Source organism: Stenotrophomonas sp. BR163, assembly GCF_047520985.2.
Classification (GTDB): domain Bacteria; phylum Pseudomonadota; class Gammaproteobacteria; order Xanthomonadales; family Xanthomonadaceae; genus Stenotrophomonas; species Stenotrophomonas sepilia.
The window spans coordinates 20,321-38,977 of record NZ_JAXBRE020000012.1; the positions used below are offsets into that span (position 1 = coordinate 20,321).

Genomic DNA, 18,657 nt, shown 5'->3' on the forward strand with positions numbered 1-18,657 from the left:
GCTGCGCGCCGTTCGGCAATACCCCGCAGTAAATCACGCGAAAAAACGCCCCCAGGGGACGTTGGGCCAGAAGGCCCGGCGGTGGCGTTGCTTTGCCCAAAACCAGTCCAATCAGGAGCCGTACCGATGAATCGGATTTATCGCAAGGTCTGGAACAAAGCATTGGGTCAGTTGGTGGTGGCCTCGGAACTGGCCTCCTCCGACAGCAGCGGTGGTGTTGTCGACCAGCGCCGCGATACGACACCGGCCACGCCCGCGCTGTTGGCGGTGGCACTGGGCCTGGTACTGGGATTGGGCCTGAGCGGTTCCGCCATTGCACAGTCGGTGCAGATCGGCGGCAGCGCCACCTGCGTGGCATTCAGCGGCAAGCTGCTGGAAAAATGCCTGGTGGAAGGCTCCGCCAGTGCCAAGGGCAGCAACGCGGTGGCGATCGGCAGCAACAGCAGCGCCACTGCCGCCAACAGCGTGGCGCTGGGCGCAGGCTCCAGGGCCACCCGCGCCAACACGGTGTCCGTTGGCGATGCCGGCAAGGAACGGCAGATCACCAACGTGGCTGCAGGCACCCAGGCCACCGATGCGGTGAACAAGTCACAGCTGGATGCGCAGGCGCGCGCCACGCAGGCCGCGCTGGCGGACGTCGCCGCAGATGGAAACCGCTATTTCAAGGCCGATGGCGCAGGTGATGACAGCGACGCGGCGAAGATCGACGGGCAGGGCGCGGTTGCAGCGGGCGCCGGTGCGCAGTCGTTGGCCAATGCCACCACCGCCATCGGTACCCAGGCGATTGCCGCCGGCCTGGGCGCCAGCGCGTTCGGCCAGGGCGCATTGGCAATCGGTGACGCCAGCGTGGTGGTCGGGCAGAGTGCTGCCGCGTTCGGTCTTGGTGACACCGCCGTCGGCGCCAGTGCCTATGCGGCAAGCGAGAATGGCGCGGCCACCGCCTTGGGCGCGTTGTCCGAAGCCACTGCCGATGGCGCCACTGCCGTGGGTGGCGGTGCCGTGGCGATGGGCCTGGGCAGTACCGCACTGGGCCGCGGCGCCACCGCCGCCAACGAAGCATCGATCGCGGTGGGTGCGTTCAGCACCGCCGTGGGTGAGTACAGCGCCGCGCTGGGGTCCAACTCGGCGGCGGTTGCCACCGGCAGCGTGGCGCTTGGCGCCGGCTCGCTGGCCGACCGTGTCGACACCGTGTCGGTCGGCGCCGCCGAATATGGCCTGACCCGGCAGATCACCAGCGTCGCGGCGGGTACTGAAGATACCGACGCGGTCAATGTCGGCCAGTTGAAGGACGTGGCCGCCGTGGCCGATGCCACCGCCAAGCACTTCCAGGCCACGGGCAGCCGCAACAGCGATGCGGGCGCGCTGGCCGAAGGTGACGAGGCACTGGCGGCCGGCGAGGCGGCCAACGCCATCGGCAATGGCACCACCGCCGTGGGTGCCGGTGCCACGGCCGTTGCGCAGAACGCCACCGCCATCGGCAACAACGCGCTGGCGTCAGGCCAGAACAGCGCCGCGTTCGGCAACAACGCACAGGCGAACGGCCCGGGCAGCGTCGCCGTCGGCGGTGCCGCCGTTGATGCTGATGGCAATCCGCTGATCACCAGTGGCGGCGTGCCGGTGGAAACCGGCGCCACCAGCGCAGGCGTCGGTGGCACTGCAGTCGGTGCCAGTGCCGAAGCCAGTGGATTTGCGGCGTCGTCCTACGGCGTTGGCGCGTATGCCGCCGGTGCGCAGTCGTCCGCATTCGGTGCGGTCGCCAATGCCATCGGTGACTACTCCACCGCACTGGGTACGCAGAGCACCGCCACCGGTACCAGCAGCGTCGCCATCGGTGGCCCGGCCGACCTGATTCCGGGCCTGGGCTTCTTCGTGCAGACCCAGGCCAGCGGCGAAGCGGCGACGGCCGTCGGCGCCGGTGCCATTGCCAGCGGTGATCGTGCGGTGGCCAACGGCAGCCTGACCGAAGCGTCCGGTGCGGAATCCACCGCCGTGGGCTACTTCGCCTATGCCCCGGGTGAGAATGCCAGCGCGCTCGGTGCGCAGACCTGGGCCAGCGGCGCGCAGAGTACCGCCGTCGGTTATTACGCCACCGCTCGCGGTGCCAACAGCGTTGCACTGGGCGCGAACTCCGAAGCGGTGCGCGCCAACAGCGTGGCCGTGGGCAGCGCAGGCAACGAGCGGCAGATCACCAGCGTTGCCGCGGGCAGTGAAGCCACCGATGCGGTCAATCTGGCCCAGTTGAAGGGCGTCGCTGCCGTGGCTGATGCCACCGCCAAGCACTTCCAGGCCACCGGCAGCAGCAACAGCGATGCCGGTGCGCTGGCCGAAGGTGAAGATGCGCTGGCCGCTGGCGAGGCGGCCAATGCGATCGGCAATGGCACCAGTGCACTGGGTGCGGGCGCCGTCGCCATCGCGCAGAGCGCCACTGCCGTCGGCAGCAACGCGCTGGCCTCGGGGCAGGGCAGCGCGGCCTTCGGCGCGGCGGCCACCGCCAGTGGCAGCAACGCCACCGCCCTGGGAACGCAGAGCAGCGCCACCGGCGCTGGCAGCGTTGCCATCGGTGGCCCGGCCGACATCGTGCCGGGCATGGGACTGTATGTGCAGACGCGGGCCAGCGGTGTGTCCTCCACCGCGGTAGGCGGCGGTGCGGTCGCCAGTGGTGACCGCTCGTTGGCCAACGGCAGCTTCACCGAAGCAGTGGGCGCGGAATCCACCGCGCTGGGTTACTTCGCTTATGCCGCAGGCGACAACGCCAGTGCACTGGGCGCGCAGACCTGGGCCATCGGCAAGGACAGCACGGCCATCGGTTACTACGCCACCGCTGGCGCCGAAAACAGTGTCGCGCTGGGCGCCTATTCGGGCTCCAATCGGGCCAATACGGTGGCCGTGGGCACCAATGGCAATGAACGCCAGATCGTCAGCGTGGCCGCGGGTACGCAGGCGACGGATGCAGTGAACAAGGCGCAGCTGGACGCTGTGGCAAGCACCGCCGACGGCACCGCGCGCTTCTTCCAGGCACAGCCCGAAGCGGGCAGTGATGCCGGTGCGTTCGCCGAGGGCGAAGGCGCGGTCGCGGCCGGTTCGTCGAGCAATGCGATTGGCGCCGGCGCGGTTGCACATGGCGCTGCCGCGTCGGCGATCGGTGATGACAGCGTGGCGGTGGGTCGCAACAGCAGCGCCACCGGCAACGGCGGTGTTGCCATCGGTGGCCTCGGGCAGGCCTACGATGAGTACAACCAGCCGATCATCGGCGCCGACGGCAAGGCGCAGCAGGTGGGCACCACGGCGGCCGCCGATGCCACGGCGGTCGGCAGCGGTGCACAGGCCACCGGGGCTGCCAGCAGCGCGTTCGGCAATGCCGCCAAGGCCAGTGGCGACAACAGCTTCGCGGCAGGCGGCAAGTCGCGCGCCACCGGCAGCTATGCGGTCGCGGTCGGTGACAGCGCCTTCGCCAGCAGCGATGACAGCACCGCTGTCGGTGGTTACAGCTGGGCGACGGCCAGTGGCGCAGCAGCGTTCGGTTCGGGTGCGTGGGCCACCGCCACCAATGCCTCGGCATTCGGCAACGCGGCGTGGGCCAGCGGCAGTGGCGCAACCTCCATCGGCTACAACAGCTGGGCCAATGGTGCCAGCTCCACCGCGGTCGGCCGTGGTGCCTTCGGCTATGGCGACAACAGCGTGGCGCTGGGCTTCCAGGCGCTGGGCAACAGCCTCAACAGCATTGCCATCGGCACCAACACGGTGGCCGGTGGTGAAAGCGCGATTGCGTTGGGCGCCGGCAGCAACGCTAGCGCCAGCAATGCTGTCGCGCTCGGTGCCGGTTCCGTTGCCAGCCGTGCACGCACGGTGTCGGTGGGCAGCAGCGGCAACGAGCGGCAGATCACCAACGTCGCTGCCGGTACCCAAGCCACGGACGCGGTGAACAAGGCACAGCTGGATGCGGTCGCGAGTACCGCCACCACCACCAGCCGCTTCTTCCAGGCCAGTGGCAGCGGCGACGACGTAGCCGGTGCGCTGGTGGAGGGTGACAACGCGCTGGCTGCCGGTGATGCGGCCAACGCCATCGGCAACGGCGCCACTGCGCTCGGCAGTGGTGCCAACGCGCTGGCCAACAACGCGCAGGCGATCGGTTTCAACGCGCTGGCCAGCGCCGCCAACGCCAGCGCCGTCGGTGCCAACGCACAGGCGACCGGTGAGTACGCCACCGCGCAGGGTGCGGAAAGCGAAGCCAGCGGCGAGCAGAGCGCAGCGTTCGGTGCCGCCAGCATCGCCAGTGGTGCCGGCAGTACCGCCAACGGTGTGTTGTCCGAAGCCTCCGGCGAGGAAGCCGTGGCGGTGGGCTACTTCAGCAACGCCAGTGGCAGCGGCTCCACCGCGGTCGGCAGCGAGAGCGTCGCCAGCGGCACCGCGTCGGCAGCGTTCGGCATCGGCGCAGAAGCGACCGGTGGCTACAGCACCGCCATCGGTGGCTATGCGCAGGCCTCGGCGTTCAATGCCACCGCCTTCGGCAACTTCGCCAATGCCTCCGGTTCCAACAGCGTGGCGCTGGGCGGCGACTCCGAGGCGTCGGGTGCCTACAGCACCGCCACCGGCCAGGGCAGCCTGGCCACCGGCACCAACAGCGTCGCCGTCGGCGGCTCGCTGTTCGGCGTGCTGGCCACCGAAGCATCGGGCAACTACTCCACCGCCGTCGGTGGTGGCGCCTGGTCCGGTGGCATCAACAGCACCGCACTGGGCAACGCCGCCGAATCGCGCGCGGCCAACAGCGTGGCGCTGGGCGCCGATTCGATCGCGGACCGCGACAACACCGTGTCGGTGGGCGGTGGTGGCAATACCCGCCAGATCACCAACGTGGCCGCTGGCACGCAGGGCACTGATGCGGTCAACAAGAACCAGCTCGACGCCGTAGCCGCAGCAGCGGAAAAGACCAGCAGGCAGTTCCAGGCCAGTGGCAACGCCGATGGTGAAACCGGCGCCCTGGTCGAGGGCGACAACGCGCTGGCGGCCGGTGATGCGGCCAACGCCATCGGCAACGGTGCCACCGCACTCGGCAGCGGCGCCAATGCACTGGCGGCCAACGCCACGGCGGTCGGCATCGATGCGCTGGCCACCGGCAACAACGCCGCAGCACTGGGCAGTACCGCACAGGCCACCGGCGAAGACAGCCTTGCGCTCGGTACCGGCGCCAGCGCCAGCGAGCTGGGTGCCAGCGCCGCGGGTACGCGTGCACAGGCCAGTGGTGCGTACAGCACCGCGACCGGCACCGAATCCAACGCCAGCGGCACGCAGGCACTGGCCAGTGGCTTCCGCAGTGCCGCCTCCGCCGATGGCACCACCGCGGTCGGTGGCTATGCTGAAGCCAGCGGTCGCCTCGGGACCGCGTTGGGCTACGGCTCGGCGGCCAGCGGTGCCAACACCACGGCAGTGGGCTTCGGCGCCGCCGCGGCCGGTAGCGGTGCCGTTGCGGTCGGCCAGTCCAGCGAAGCCAGTGGCGCTGAGAGCGTGGCCATCGGTGGCAGCACCTTCTTCGGCCTGATCCCGTCGCGCGCCAGCGGCACCGGCGCGGCGGCCTTCGGTGCCGGCGCCTGGGCGACCGAAGATTACGCCACCGCGATCGGCTGGAACTCGTGGGCGGATGCGGCAGATGCCACGGCACTGGGCGCCAGTGCCACCGCCAGTGGGTTGAACAGCGTGGCGCTGGGCGCCGGCTCCAAGGCCGAGCGCGACAATACCGTGGCCGTGGGCACCGCGGGCGGTGAGCGCCAGGTGACCCATGTCGCAGCCGGCACCGAGGCCACCGACGCGGTGAACAAGGGCCAGCTGGACGCGGTTGCCAGCGTTGCCGACAGGACTGCCCGGCAGTTCCAGGCCAGCGGCAACGCCGATGGCGAAGCCGGTGCCCTGGTCGACGGCGACAACGCACTGGCCGCCGGCAACGCGGCCAACGCCGTCGGCAACGGCGCCACCGCGCTGGGCAGCGGAGCCAACGCCATGGCCGTCAACGCCACCGCCATCGGCGTCGATGCCCTGGCCACCGGCAACAACGCCGCGGCTCTGGGCAACAACGCACAGGCCAGTGGTGTGGACAGCGTGGCGGTGGGCAGCGGCGCCAGCGCCAGCGAACTCGGTGCCAGCGCCAGCGGCACCGGTGCCCAGGCCAAGGGTGCCTACAGCACCGCCAGTGGTGCGCAGGCCACGGCCAGCGGCACGCAGTCGCAGGCCAGCGGCTTCCGCGCCAACGCCTCGGCTGACGGTGCCTCCGCGCTGGGCAGCTATGCCGAAGCCAGTGGCCGGCTTGGTACGGCGGTCGGCTACGGCAGCAAGGCCACCGGCGCGAATGCCACCGCAGTGGGTGTCAGCGCCAATGCGTCGGCAGCCGGCAGCATCGCACTGGGTGCCGGCTCGGTGGCTGATCGTGCCAATACCGTGTCAGTGGGCAGCGGCACCAGTGATCGTCAGATCACCCGTGTCGCCGCCGGTACCGAGCGCACCGATGCAGTCAATCGTGGCCAGCTCGATGCGGTCGCGGCGACCGCCGATGGCACCGCACGCTACGTCAAGGCCACTGGTGCGGGTACCGCCAGTGCCAGCGGCAGCGATGCCGCTGCGGTCGGTTCGGCCGCCAGTGCCAGTGGTGCACGCAGCAATGCGCTGGGTGCCAACGCGATGGCCATTGGCAATGGTGCGCTTGCACTGGGCAACAGCGCCGGCGCGTCCGGTGCGAACTCGGTGGCTCTGGGGGCGGGTTCGCGTGCGCTCGATGCCAACGTGGTCTCGGTCGGCGGCGGCAATGGCACCGATGGCCCGGCCACGCGGCGCATCGTCAATGTGGCCGACGGCCGCATCGCTGCCGGCAGCACCGATGCGGTCACCGGTTCGCAGCTCAACGTCACCAACCAGCGCGTGGGCGCAGTGGAAACCCGCGTCGGTGATTTCGACTCGCGCATCGCCACGGTCGAGACTACGGCGGCCAGTGCGGTCGGCTATGACGACGCCAGCCGTGATCGCCTGACCCTGTCCGGCTTCCAGGGCACCACCATCGACAACGTCGGTGCCGGCAGCATCGCCGCCGGCAGCCGCCAGGCGATCAATGGCGGGCAGTTGTTCCAGTCGCTCAGTGATGCCGCCAGCTTCCTCGGCGGTGGCGCCAGCGTCGGCATGCAGGGCGTGTTCGTGGCGCCGAACTACGTGATCCAGGGCGCCACCTACAGCAACGTCGGCGATGCGCTCGGTGCGCTGGACCGCAAGGTCAGCGAGATCGATCGCCGCACCGCCGGAGGCACGCGTTCGGGAACGGCAAGCCTGCGTTCGATGAGTGCCTCGCTGGATGAAAGCGCACTGGCCAGCGTCGCCGACGCACCGGCCACCGCCGACGCGGCACCGGCCAGCACCGCACGCGTGCAGGGCACGCCGACGGCCGCCGCCGCCGGTGCCGGGATTCCGGTTGGCACCCCGGCCACGGGCTTCAATGCCGTCGCCATGGGTGAGGGCGCAGTGGCCAGTGGCGCCTCGTCCACCGCCATCGGCCAGGGTGCCAGTGCCACGGCTGCCAACGCGGTGGCTTTGGGCCAGGGCTCGGTTGCCGATCGTGCCAACGCCGTGTCGGTCGGTAGCGAAGGCAACGAACGCCAGGTCACCAACGTCGCCGCCGGCACCACCGCCACCGACGCCGTCAACAAGGGCCAGCTGGACCGTGGCATGGCCACTGCCAACAGCTACACCGACAGCCGCGTGCAGGCCGTCGCCGACAGCTTCGATGTGTTCAAGGGCGAGATCGACGGGCGCCTGCGCCACATGGATCGCCGCATCGACCGCCAGGGCGCCATGAGCGCGGCGATGCTCAACATGGCCACCAGTGCCGCCGGTATCCGCACCCAGAACCGGGTCGGCGTCGGCATCGGTTTCCAGGGCGGCGAGTCGGCGTTGTCGCTGGGCTACCAGCGTGCGATCAGCGATCGCGCCACGGTCACCTTCGGCGGTGCCTTCAGCAGCGACGACAGCTCGGTTGGCGTCGGTGCTGGCTTCGGCTGGTAAGCCAAACCACTGCGCCGGCGGCCACCCACGCCGGCGCATCACCTGCAACGAGGGCCTGGGGGGAGGTCACGGCAATCCCGGCTGGGCCGGCCGGGAGTCGTCAAGGAATGATGGCCGCAGTGTTGGTTCGATCCATGACCCAGAAGAGGAATTTCGACGTGATCAAGAAGCAGAACCTTCGCATCAATGTGCTTGCCGCCGCCGTGCTGTCGATGACCGCGGTGGGTGCCGTCCACGCCGCCGGGTTGCCGACCCGTGAACCGGTGCGCCAGGCCAGCACCGCCGAGCCGGGCGCCGAGCGCATCATCGTCAAGTATCGTGCCGGCACCGCTGCGGCGGGCGACCGTTCGGCCAAGCTGTCCACCGTGCAGTCCGCGCTGACCCGCGCCAGCCTGTCCGGTGGCACCGCCCGCGCCAGCACGCTGGGCCCGCAGGTCGTGCGCAGGCTCGGCGTCGGTGCCGACCTGATCCGCCTGCAGGGGCGCCTGGCGCCTGCGGAACTGCAGCGCGTGCTGAAGGAACTGAAGGCCGACCCGGCCGTGCAGTACGCCGAAGCCGACGTGAAGCTGCGCCGCACCGAGCTGCGCGCCGGTGACGTGCAGCCGGCGCTGGCGCCGAACGATCCGTACTACCAGCAGTACCAGTGGCACCTGCACAACGCCACCGGTGGCATCAACGCACCGTCGGCGTGGGATGTATCGCAGGGCGAGGGCGTGGTGGTAGCCGTGCTCGACACCGGCATCCTGCCGCAGCACCCGGACCTGGTCGGCAACCTGCTGGAAGGCTACGACTTCATCAGCGATGCCGAGACGTCGCGCCGTGCCACCAACGATCGCGTGCCGGGCGCGCAGGACTATGGCGACTGGGTCGAGAACGACAACGAGTGCTACACCGGCTCCGTCGCGGAGGACAGCTCCTGGCACGGTACCCATGTGGCCGGCACCGTGGCCGAGCAGACCAACAACGGCGTCGGCATGGCCGGTGTCGCGCACAAGGCCAAGGTGCTGCCGGTCCGCGTGCTCGGCAAGTGCGGTGGCTACCTTTCCGATATCGCCGACGCCATCACTTGGGCCTCCGGCGGCACCGTGGCGGGCGTGCCCGCCAATGCCAACCCGGCCGAGATCATCAACATGAGCCTGGGTGGAAGCGGCAGCTGTGACGGAACCTACCAGGATGCGATCAATGGCGCGATCTCGCGTGGCACCACCGTGGTCGTGGCGGCCGGCAACGAGACCGACAACGCATCCAAGTACCGTCCGGCCAGTTGCGACGGCGTGGTGACCGTCGGCGCCACCCGCATCACCGGCGGCATCACCTACTACTCCAACTACGGCACCCGCGTGGACCTGTCCGGTCCGGGGGGGGGCGGCAGCGTCGATGGCAATCCGGGCGGCTACGTCTGGCAGTCCGGTTCCGATGCGGCCACCACGCCGGAGTCAGGCAGCTACAGCTACATGGGCATGGGTGGCACGTCGATGGCCTCGCCGCACGTGGCTGCCGTCGCTGCACTGGTGCAGAGCGCGCTGATCGCCAAGGGCAAGGATCCGCTGGCCCCCGCCGCGATGCGCGCGCTGCTGAAGGAAACCGCGCGCCCGTTCCCGGTCAGCATCCCGACCGCCACCCCTATCGGCACCGGCATCGTCGATGCCAAGGCGGCGCTGGCCAAGGCACTGGAAGAGCCGTGCACCGAGAACTGCGGGCCGGTGGCGACGCCGCTGACCAACAAGGCCGCCGTGGGGGGCCTGAACGGTACGGCCGGCAGCAGCCGCCTGTACAGCTTCGAGGCAGCCGCTGGCAAGCAGCTCAGCGTGATCACCTACGGTGGCACCGGCAACGTGTCGGTCTACATCGCCCAGGGACGCGAGCCGAGCGCCAGCGACAACGATGGCAAGTCGACCCGTCCCGGCACGTCCGAAACGGTACGGGTGAACAAGCCGGTGGCAGGCACCTACTACATCAAGGTGGTGGGCGAAGCGGCCTACAACGGCGTGAGCATCCTCGCCACGCAGTAAGCCTGACGTGTCGTAGTTGAACGGCCGAGGCCCGTCATCCTGTGTGACGGGCTTCGTCTTTTTACGAAAGCTGGCCGCATGGCGGCGGAAATCATGGCTTAACTGCTAAAGTCGGTCCGATTGACAGGAGAGTCACGTGAACGCGCTCACTGCAACCGTTACCGACGATGCCGAAGGCCGCATCCTGGATGCGCTGCTGGCACGCGGCCGGCTCAAGGAAGGAGACCTGGCGCGCGCGCGGCCGCTGCACGCCGAGGCCGGCGGCAGCCTGCTGGGCCTGCTGGTGCGCCTGGGCCTGGTGTCTGAACGCGACCAGGCACAGGCCAGCGCCGAGGTGCTGGGCCTGCCGCTGCTGGAGGGCAAGCAGGTGCCGGAAGCCCCGCCGCAGGCGCTGGCCGAGGGACTGCCGCTGTCGCTGCGTTTCCTGAAACAGTTCCATGTGTGCCCGCTGGAGCTGAATGAACACGGGGTGCGTCTGTGGCTGGCCGATGCCCACGATGCCTATCCGCAGCAGGCCGTGCAGTTGGCGCTGGGGGTTCCGGTGACACCAGTGCTGGGCATGCGCGCGGAGATCGATGACCTGGTCGAGCGCTGGTTCGGCCAGGGCCGCAGCGCGATGGGCGCGATCGTGGAAACCGCCGATGGCGAGGGCGGCGCGGTCGACGATATCGAGCACCTGCGCGACCTCGCTTCGGAAGCGCCGGTGATCCGTCTGGTCAACCTGGTGATCCAGCGTGCGGTGGAACTGCGCGCTTCGGATATCCATGTCGAACCTTTCGAGAGCCGGTTGAAGGTCCGCTACCGGGTCGATGGCGTGCTGGTGGAGGGCGAAAGCCCGCCGGCCAACCTCACCGCCGCGGTGATCAGCCGCATCAAGATCATGGCCCGGCTCAACATCGCCGAGCGCCGCCTGCCGCAGGACGGCCGCATCATGCTGCGCGTGCAGGGCAAGGAGCTGGACCTGCGCGTGAGTACCGTGCCCACCGCGCATGGCGAAAGCGTGGTGATGCGCCTGCTGGACCGTGAAACGGTGGTCTTCGATTTCCACCGGCTCGGCTTCACCGACGCCTTCCTGCCGCAGTTCCGCAAGATACTGGAGCAGCCGCACGGCATCCTGCTGGTGACCGGCCCGACCGGCTCGGGCAAGACCACCACGCTGTACACCGCGCTGAGCCAGCTCAACACCGCCGACGTCAAGATCATCACGGTGGAAGATCCGGTCGAATACCAGATCGAGGGCATCAACCAGATCCAGGCCAAGCCGCAGATCGGCCTGGATTTCGCCAACGCGCTGCGCAGCATCGTCCGCCAGGATCCGGACATCATCATGATTGGTGAAATGCGCGACCTGGAAACCGCGCGCATCGCCATCCAGTCGGCATTGACCGGCCACCTGGTGCTGTCCACCCTGCACACCAACAATGCGGCCGGTGGCATCACCCGCCTGCTCGACATGGGCGTGGAGGATTACCTGCTCACCTCGACCATCAACGGCATCCTCGCCCAGCGCCTGGTGCGCCGGCTGGAGCCGACCCATGCCGAACGCTACGCAGCCTCGCCAGAGGAGATCGAACGCTTCGAGCTGCGCCGCCTGCAGCCGGAGGGACCGATCCACCTTTACCGCCCGAAGCCCTCGGCGCTGGCGCCGACCGGCTACCTGGGGCGTACCACCATCATGGAATTCCTGGTGATGAACGATGCGCTGCGGCGTGCGGTGATGCGTCGCGATGGCATGGGCGAGATCGAGCGCATCGCCCGCGAAGCCGGCATGCGCACCATGTACGAGGATGGCTTGTCCAAGGCGTTGAGCGGACAGACCACCATCGAGGAAGTGCTGCGCGTGACCGAGGAAAGCTGATGCGTGCAGGACGCCGGGGCTGACATGCCGAACTACCGCTACAAGGCGCTCAATCCGCACGGTGAGGTCTTCGACGGGCAGATGGAAGCGGCCAGCGAGGCCGAGCTGATCGCGCGCCTGCAGGACCAGGGCCACCTGCCGATGGAGACGCAGCTGGCCGACGCCGGCGCGATCGGCGGCAGCAGCTGGCGCAACCTGCTGCAGCAGCGCCCGTTGCAGGGCGCTGCATTGCTGCAGTTCACCCAGCAGCTGGCGACCCTGCTCGGTGCCGGCCAGCCGCTGGACCGCGCGCTGTCGATCCTGCTGGGGTTGCCCGAGGACGAACGATCGCGCCGCGCGATCACCGACATCCGCGACGTGGTGCGCGGCGGTGCACCGCTGTCCACCGCGCTGGAACGCCAGCATGGGCTGTTCTCGCGGCTGTACGTGAACATGGTACGCGCCGGCGAAGCCGGTGGCAGCCTGCATGAAACCCTGCAACGCCTGGCCGACTACCTCGAGCGCAGCCGCGCGCTGCAGGGCAAGGTCATCAACGCACTGGTCTACCCGGCCATCCTGTTGGTGGTGGTGGGCGGCGCGCTGCTGTTCCTGCTTGGCTATGTGGTGCCGCAGTTCGCGCAGATGTACGAGAGCCTGGACGTGGCGCTGCCGTGGTTCACCAATGCGGTGCTGCAGCTGGGCCTGTTCGTGCGCGACTGGTGGGTGCTGCTGCTGGTGGTGCCGGCGCTGCTGGCGCTGTTCTTCGAGCGCAAGGCGCGGCAACCCGCGTTCCGGCTGGCGCTGGATGGCTGGCTGCTGCAGCGCCGTGGCATCGGCCGTCTCGTCGGTGAACTGGAAACCGCGCGCCTGGCGCGCACGCTGGGCACCCTGCTGCGCAACGGCGTGCCCCTGCTGGGCGCACTGGGCATCGCCCGCAACGTACTGGGCAACCGCGCGCTGGCCGCCGACGTGGAAACGGCCGCCGATGAAGTGAAGAACGGCGCCGGCCTGTCGCTGGCACTGTCGCGCGGCAAGCGCTTCCCGCGCCTGGCCCTGCAGATGATCCAGGTCGGCGAGGAATCCGGCGCCCTCGATACCATGCTGCTGAAGGCGGCCGACACCTTCGAACAGGATAGTGCCCGGCGCATCGACCGCCTGCTGGCGGCGATGGTGCCGGCGATCACCCTGGTGCTGGCCTCGGTGGTGGGCGCGGTGATCGTGGCCGTGCTGGTGCCGCTGTACGACCTGACCAATGCCATCGGTTGACGATGGCACTCCCTGCAACCCCGACACTCCGCAACTGAAAGGACCGTCCATGATTGCCCGTCGCCGACCGATCCGCCTTTCCTTCACTGCCGCGCGCAACCAGTCGGGCATGAGCCTGCTGGAAATCATCATCGTCATCGTGCTGATCGGCGCGGTGCTGACCCTGGTCGCCAGCCGCGTGCTGGGCGGTGCCGACCGTGGCAAGGCCAACATCGCCAAGGCGCAGGTGCAGACCGTGGCGTCCAAGATCGACAACTACCAGATCGACACCGGCAAGCTGCCCGGCTCGCTCAATGACCTGGTGACCGCACCGGCCGGTGTTGGCGGCTGGCTCGGCCCGTACGCCAAGCCGGCCGACCTGAACGACCCGTGGGGCCACGCCCTGGAATACCGCGCACCGGGCGAAGGCCAGCCCTATGAGCTGGTCAGCCTGGGCAAGGATGGCAAGGCCGGCGGCAGCAGCGTCGACGCTGACATCCGCTACCAGCCGTAACCGCGCATGACGTATTTCCTGCCGCGCCGGTTGCCCCACCCGCGCCTGCACGGCAGGCGCGCGGCGGGACTGTCGCTGCTGGAAATGCTGCTGGTGATCGCACTGATCGCGGCGATCGGCCTGATCACCGCCGCTGGCCTGTCGCGCGGCTTCGCCGGCATGCAGCTGCGCAGCGCAGGCAAGGACATCGCCAGCCAGCTGCGCATGGTGCGCGCGCAGGCGATCGCCCGCGGTGAACCGCAGCGCTTCGTCATCGAGCCGGCGCGGCGGCGCTGGGAGGGCGCCAACCAGCGCCACGGTGAGGTGCCCGCACAGCTGCAGGTGCAGTTCGAAGGTGCCGCACAGCTGGCCACCGCGCCGGGGCAGGGTGTGATCGAATTTCATCCCGATGGTGGCTCCAGCGGTGGCCGCATCCGGTTGCAGCGCGACGGCGCCGAATGGCGCGTCGACGTCGGCTGGCTCACCGGCGAGGTCCGCTCCGGCCCCTGGCGGGCGCAATGAAGCGGCGCGCGCGTGGCTTCACCCTGCTGGAAGTGATCATCGCCTTCGCCCTGCTGGGCCTGGCGTTGACCCTGCTGCTGGGCAGCCTGTCCGGCGGCGCAAAACAGGTGCGCGATGCCGAGTTGCGCACGCGCGCGGTGCTGCACGCCCAGTCGTTGCTGGCCGAAGCCGGTGTCGACACGCCGCTGCAGGTGGGCAGCCAACAGGGTGACTGGGAACAGGGGCGCTATCACTGGGAACTGCAGGTTCAGCCGTGGGTGGAGCCCCGCGCCGGTACTGCCGGGCAGGCGACGTCACCGGGTACTGCATGGCTGGCGGAGCTGCAGTTGCAGGTGCGCTGGGGCGACAGCGAACGCGAGCAGCTGCGCTGGCGCAGCCTGCGCCTGTTGCCGCCCGACCTGGAGAATGCCCGGTGAGGCGCCGCGCCGCAGGGTTCACCCTGGTCGAAGTGATGCTGGCCACCGTGCTGCTGGCCGGCGGCCTGGCGTTGGCCTTTGCCAGCGTGCGCTCGGCGATGGCGGTCAGCCAGCGCGGCGAGCAGATCGCCGCCGAAAGCGAACGCATGCGCGCGGTGGAATCGTTGCTGCGCAGGCAGCTGGCGGCTGCGCTGCGCACGCCGCTGGAAGTTCCGGATCCCACCCGCGAGCCGGTCTTCTTCCAGGGCGAAGAGCAGCGCATGCTGTTCGCCGCCGACCTGCCCGGCTACCTCGGCCGTGGCGGACCCTACCTGCATGCGCTGCAGGTCGACGGACGCGCTGGCCAACAGCGCCTGCTGCTGGAGCTGGTGCTGCTGCAGGAAGGCGAGCGCATCGCCGAGAACCCGCCGCGCCCGCCCGAGGTGCTGGTGGAAAACCTGAAGTCGGTGCAGCTGCGCTATCGGGGTATCGATGCCAGCACCGGGCAGGTGACTGACTGGATGCCTCGCTGGGACGACACCCGCCGCCTGCCGATGCTGGTGGAGATCCAGATCGCGCCGGCCCGGGGTGCGCCGTGGCCGCCGCTGGTGGTGGCGCTGCGCGCCGGTGGCAGCGGAGGCGCGCGATGAGGCGTCAGGGGGGGGCGGCACTGGTGCTGGTGCTGTGGCTGATCGCGTTGATGACCGCGCTGGTCGGCGCATTCGCGCTGAGCGCACGGGTCGAACACCTGCAGCAGCGCGTGCTGGATGACGATGCACGCGGGCAGGAACGTGCGCGCGCCGGCCTCGAATATGCACTGCTGCGCCTGTCGGCAGATCCGCAGCGCGCGCCCTGGCGTGCCGATGGCCGGACCTATCGCTGGCAGTTCGACGACGCCAGCATCGAGATCAAGGTGCTGGACGAGAACGGCAAGATCAACCTGAACCTGGCCGATGCCGCGCTGCTGGCCGCCTTCCTCAAGGCACTGGGTGAAGACGATGCACAGGCCCGGCAGCTGGCCGGGGCCATCATCGACTGGCGTGACGAGGACAGCCTGCTGCAGCCGGGCGGTGGTGCCGAAGCGCAGGACTACGCCGCAGCCGGGTTGCCCTATGGCCCACGCAACAAGCGGTTCGAGACCCTGGGCGAGCTGCAGCGCGTGCTGGGCATGCGCGGCACGCTGTACCGGGCGATGTTGCCGCACCTGACCCTGTACAGCCGCCAGGCGCGGCCGGATCCCCAGTTCGCCGGCGCACCGGTGCTGACCGCACTGGGCCTGGATGCGGATACCGTGCTGGCGCAGCGCGCCCAGCAGGAGCGTGATGCAGATTCCGCTGGTGGTACGACAACGCTTGCCAGCAGCAGCGGCACCTATAGTATCGAGTCCGCTGCCATCGACAGCAGTGGACGCAGGTCGGTGTTGCAGGCAGTGATACGCAGTGGCTCGGGCGGGGTTCCCGGGCGGACCTACACAGTGCTTCGCTGGGAGCAGGGAATGACAGCAAGATGACGGCGTGGCAGGACAGTCTGCGGCAGGTGCAGGGCCGGATCGGCCCGGGCGCTGGCCGTTTCCTGCGCTGGTGGCGGCAGTCGCTGCTGGCCTGGGTACCGGTGCGCTGGCAATGGGCGTTGGGCTGGGGCCAGGCCCGCCTGTTGCTGCAGCCTGAGAGCGACCAGCTGCAGGTCTGGCGTGAGGCCGGTGAACGCCGCGAAGTGGTGGCGCGCCTGCCGTGGCCGCTGTCGCCGGTGGAACTGGACCGGGTACTCGAGCCGCGCCTGCGCAGCCTGCCCCGGGTGTGGCTGCTGCCCGCGGCGGATGTGCTGCGGCGCACGCTGCGCCTGCCCGCCGCGGCGGCCGACCGCCTGCGTGCCGTGGTCGGTTTCGAGATCGACCGGCAGACCCCGTTCGAAGCGTCCCAGGTCAGCTATGACGTGCGTGAACTCGGCGCGGGCGGCGAAGGGCAGTTGCAGGTCGAACTGGTAGCGTGGCCACTGCGGCAGCTGGAAGCATGGCGCACGCGGGTGGGCCAATGGGCCGATGCGCTGGCCGGCGTCGATGCCATCGATGCGCAGGGCAACGTGTTGCAGGTGAACCTGCTGCCGCCCGCGCAGCGCCAATTGCGGCCAGACCCGATGCGGCGCTGGAACCTGCTGCTGGCAGCGGCATCCGTCGTGATGCTGGTACTGGCCGCGGTGCAGTTGCTGGACAACCGCCAGGCCGCCGCCGACGAACTGCGGGCGCAGGTCGAGCGCAGCGCGCGCAGCGCGCGTGGCGTGGCCAGCGAACGCGCGCAGCTGCAGGCGCTGATCGATGGTGCTGCATTCCTTGAGAAGCAGCGCAGCCAGCGCGCCGGTACCGTGGAGATCTGGAACGAACTGACCCGGCGCCTGCCGGAAGGCACCTACCTGGAAAAGCTGGCGATCGAGAACAACAACCTGCAGCTGATCGGCCTGAGCCGCGAGGCATCGCAGCTGGTGCAGCTGCTGCAGGATGCACCGCAGTGGCGCAAGGTCAACCTGACCGGGGTGTTGCAGGCCGATGGCGCGGCCAGTGGCCGCGACCGCTTCACCATGACCGCCGAACTGCAGCCGTTGCCGGCCGCAGCACCGACCCCGGAGGCGGCCGATGCCGATGCCAAGCGCACGCCGTGATCGCTGGTTGGCGCTGGCACTGCTGTTGGCAGTGCTGGGCCTGGCCTATCTGCTGCTGGTGCACCCCTGGTTCACCCAGCCGCTGCGTGCGATCGATGCCGATGTCGCCGCCCTGCGCGAACGCGAGTCGCGCGTGCAGGCGCAGCTGCAGCAGCAGCCGCAGATCGAACAGCGCCTTCGCGCTACCCGCGAGGCACTGCAGCAGCGGCCAGGCTTCCTGCGCGAAGCCACCGCCGAAGCTGCCGCCGCTGCATTGGGCGCCCGGCTGCAGGATGCGGTAGCGATGGCCAGCCCGGGCAACCGCAGCTGCACCATCAGCAACCGCACGCCGCTGACCGACAACCGGCGCGATGCCGAGTTCGTGCGCGTCGCCATGCAGGTGCGCCTGCGCTGCGGCGTGGCCGAACTGGCCACCGTGCTGCACAGCCTCGAAACCGGCAGCCCCCGCCTGTTCGTCGACAACCTCAACCTGATCGCGCAGCGCTTCCAGCAATCGCCGAACGAATCGGGGCTGGGCCTGGATGTGTCCTTCGAGCTGGCCGGCTATCTGCTGCCAGGCGCCGCCGCCGATGGCACGGTTCCGGCGCCCGCTGCAGCGCCGACGCCGGCTGCTTCGCCGGCCGAGGCCACGCCTGCGCCCCAGCCGGCGCCCCCGTCCGAAGGGCAGGAGGTGGCCGATGAAGCTTGAGCAGATCAGCCTGCGTACCGGCTTCCTGCTGGCACTGGCCGGCTGGGCGGCGATGGTCTGGCTGGCAACCGTCTTCGGGCTGGGCAGCCAGCTGCCGGGCGCGGACGGTGATGCCGACGCCGCGCCATCGCTGCCATCGCTGCCGCCGCTGGCTGCAGAGCGCATGGCCAGCGCCGACAGCTACAGCGCGATCGGAGAGCGCCCGCTGTTCGCCGAAGACCGCAGGCCGCGGCCCTATCTGCTGGGGGGCAGCGAACCGGCGGCCAGTGCCGCGTTGCGCCTGACCGGCGTGCTGCTGACCGGCGATTTCGGCATGGCCACCTTCACCACCGAACAGAACCGCTCGCTGCGCCTGCGTCTCAACGGCGAAGCCGTGGATGGCTGGCAGCTGGTCGCGCTGCAGCCGCGTCAGGCGACGGTGATCGGCCCCGGTGGCAACCAGGTCCTGGAACTGGCCGTGTTCAACGGCCAGGGCGGTGAGCCGCCGACGGTGCTGCGCGGTGCCAACGGTGTACCGCCTGCAGGTGCGATCGTTGTGCCGCCTTCGGCGGGTGCTCCGCCGGCGCCGTCCCCGGTCGCGGCCACCCCACCGACGCCGCCCGCCGGCAATGCCCCCACACCTGCGGCGTCAGCTGCCAAAACACCACCGGCCAACAACAACGGTCCCAGCGAAGCGCAGATGCAGGCCATCCGCGAACGCATCCAGGCCCGCCGCCGCCAGCTGCAGCAACAGCAGCAACAACCGTCGCCGCCCCCGGGCGATGGCACCAACCGATAGA

At 69.7% G+C, this 18,657-nt stretch carries 12 protein-coding genes; all 12 read left to right on the forward strand.

Annotated features, from left to right (window positions below):
• Window positions 1-126: 126 nt before the first annotated feature.
• The 12 genes from ACM0PY_RS11665 (at window position 127) to ACM0PY_RS11720 (ending at window position 18,656) form a co-directional block, all read left to right on the forward strand.
• A complete protein-coding gene (locus ACM0PY_RS11665) occupies window positions 127-8,034 on the forward strand; it encodes an ESPR-type extended signal peptide-containing protein (protein WP_180885664.1) in 7,908 nt (2,635 codons plus the stop codon).
• Between the two features lie 158 nt (window positions 8,035-8,192).
• A complete protein-coding gene (locus ACM0PY_RS11670; RefSeq protein WP_072168891.1) occupies window positions 8,193-10,046 on the forward strand; it encodes a S8 family peptidase in 1,854 nt (617 codons plus the stop codon).
• 136 nt (window positions 10,047-10,182) lie between these two features.
• Entirely contained in the window at window positions 10,183-11,904 is a 1,722-nt protein-coding gene (gene gspE, locus ACM0PY_RS11675; RefSeq protein WP_414609387.1) for a type II secretion system ATPase GspE, read from the forward strand.
• A gap of 24 nt (window positions 11,905-11,928) precedes the next feature.
• Entirely contained in the window at window positions 11,929-13,149 is a 1,221-nt protein-coding gene (gene xpsF / locus ACM0PY_RS11680; protein ID WP_069139470.1) for a type II secretion system protein XpsF, read from the forward strand.
• Between the two features lie 49 nt (window positions 13,150-13,198).
• Entirely contained in the window at window positions 13,199-13,642 is a 444-nt protein-coding gene (gene gspG / locus ACM0PY_RS11685) for a type II secretion system major pseudopilin GspG (RefSeq protein WP_005415225.1), read from the forward strand.
• Window positions 13,643-13,648: 6 nt separating this feature from the next.
• Window positions 13,649-14,143: a type II secretion system protein XpsH gene (xpsH, locus tag ACM0PY_RS11690; RefSeq protein ID WP_049417201.1), complete on the forward strand. Its 495-nt coding sequence runs from the start codon at window positions 13,649-13,651 to the stop codon at window positions 14,141-14,143.
• Entirely contained in the window at window positions 14,140-14,559 is a 420-nt protein-coding gene (gene xpsI / locus ACM0PY_RS11695) for a type II secretion system protein XpsI (RefSeq protein ID WP_111200814.1), read from the forward strand. Before xpsH ends, xpsI begins: the two co-directional genes overlap by 4 nt.
• A complete protein-coding gene (locus ACM0PY_RS11700) occupies window positions 14,556-15,188 on the forward strand; it encodes a type II secretion system protein J (RefSeq protein WP_111200815.1) in 633 nt (210 codons plus the stop codon). Before xpsI ends, ACM0PY_RS11700 begins: the two co-directional genes overlap by 4 nt.
• On the forward strand, window positions 15,185-16,048 hold the full coding sequence (locus ACM0PY_RS11705; protein ID WP_065179641.1) for a type II secretion system minor pseudopilin: 864 nt from the start codon (window positions 15,185-15,187) through the stop codon (window positions 16,046-16,048). The genes ACM0PY_RS11700 and ACM0PY_RS11705 overlap by 4 nt, the downstream gene beginning before the upstream one ends.
• On the forward strand, window positions 16,045-17,190 hold the full coding sequence (locus ACM0PY_RS11710) for a PilN domain-containing protein (RefSeq protein WP_065179642.1): 1,146 nt from the start codon (window positions 16,045-16,047) through the stop codon (window positions 17,188-17,190). Before ACM0PY_RS11705 ends, ACM0PY_RS11710 begins: the two co-directional genes overlap by 4 nt.
• Entirely contained in the window at window positions 17,165-17,878 is a 714-nt protein-coding gene (gspM, locus tag ACM0PY_RS11715) for a type II secretion system protein GspM (protein WP_061478433.1), read from the forward strand. The genes ACM0PY_RS11710 and gspM overlap by 26 nt, the downstream gene beginning before the upstream one ends.
• Complete coding sequence (locus tag ACM0PY_RS11720; protein ID WP_180885660.1) at window positions 17,868-18,656, forward strand: type II secretion system protein, XpsN-like; 789 nt, start codon at window positions 17,868-17,870, stop codon at window positions 18,654-18,656. The genes gspM and ACM0PY_RS11720 overlap by 11 nt, the downstream gene beginning before the upstream one ends.
• The last annotated feature ends 1 nt before the right edge of the window (window position 18,657 follow it).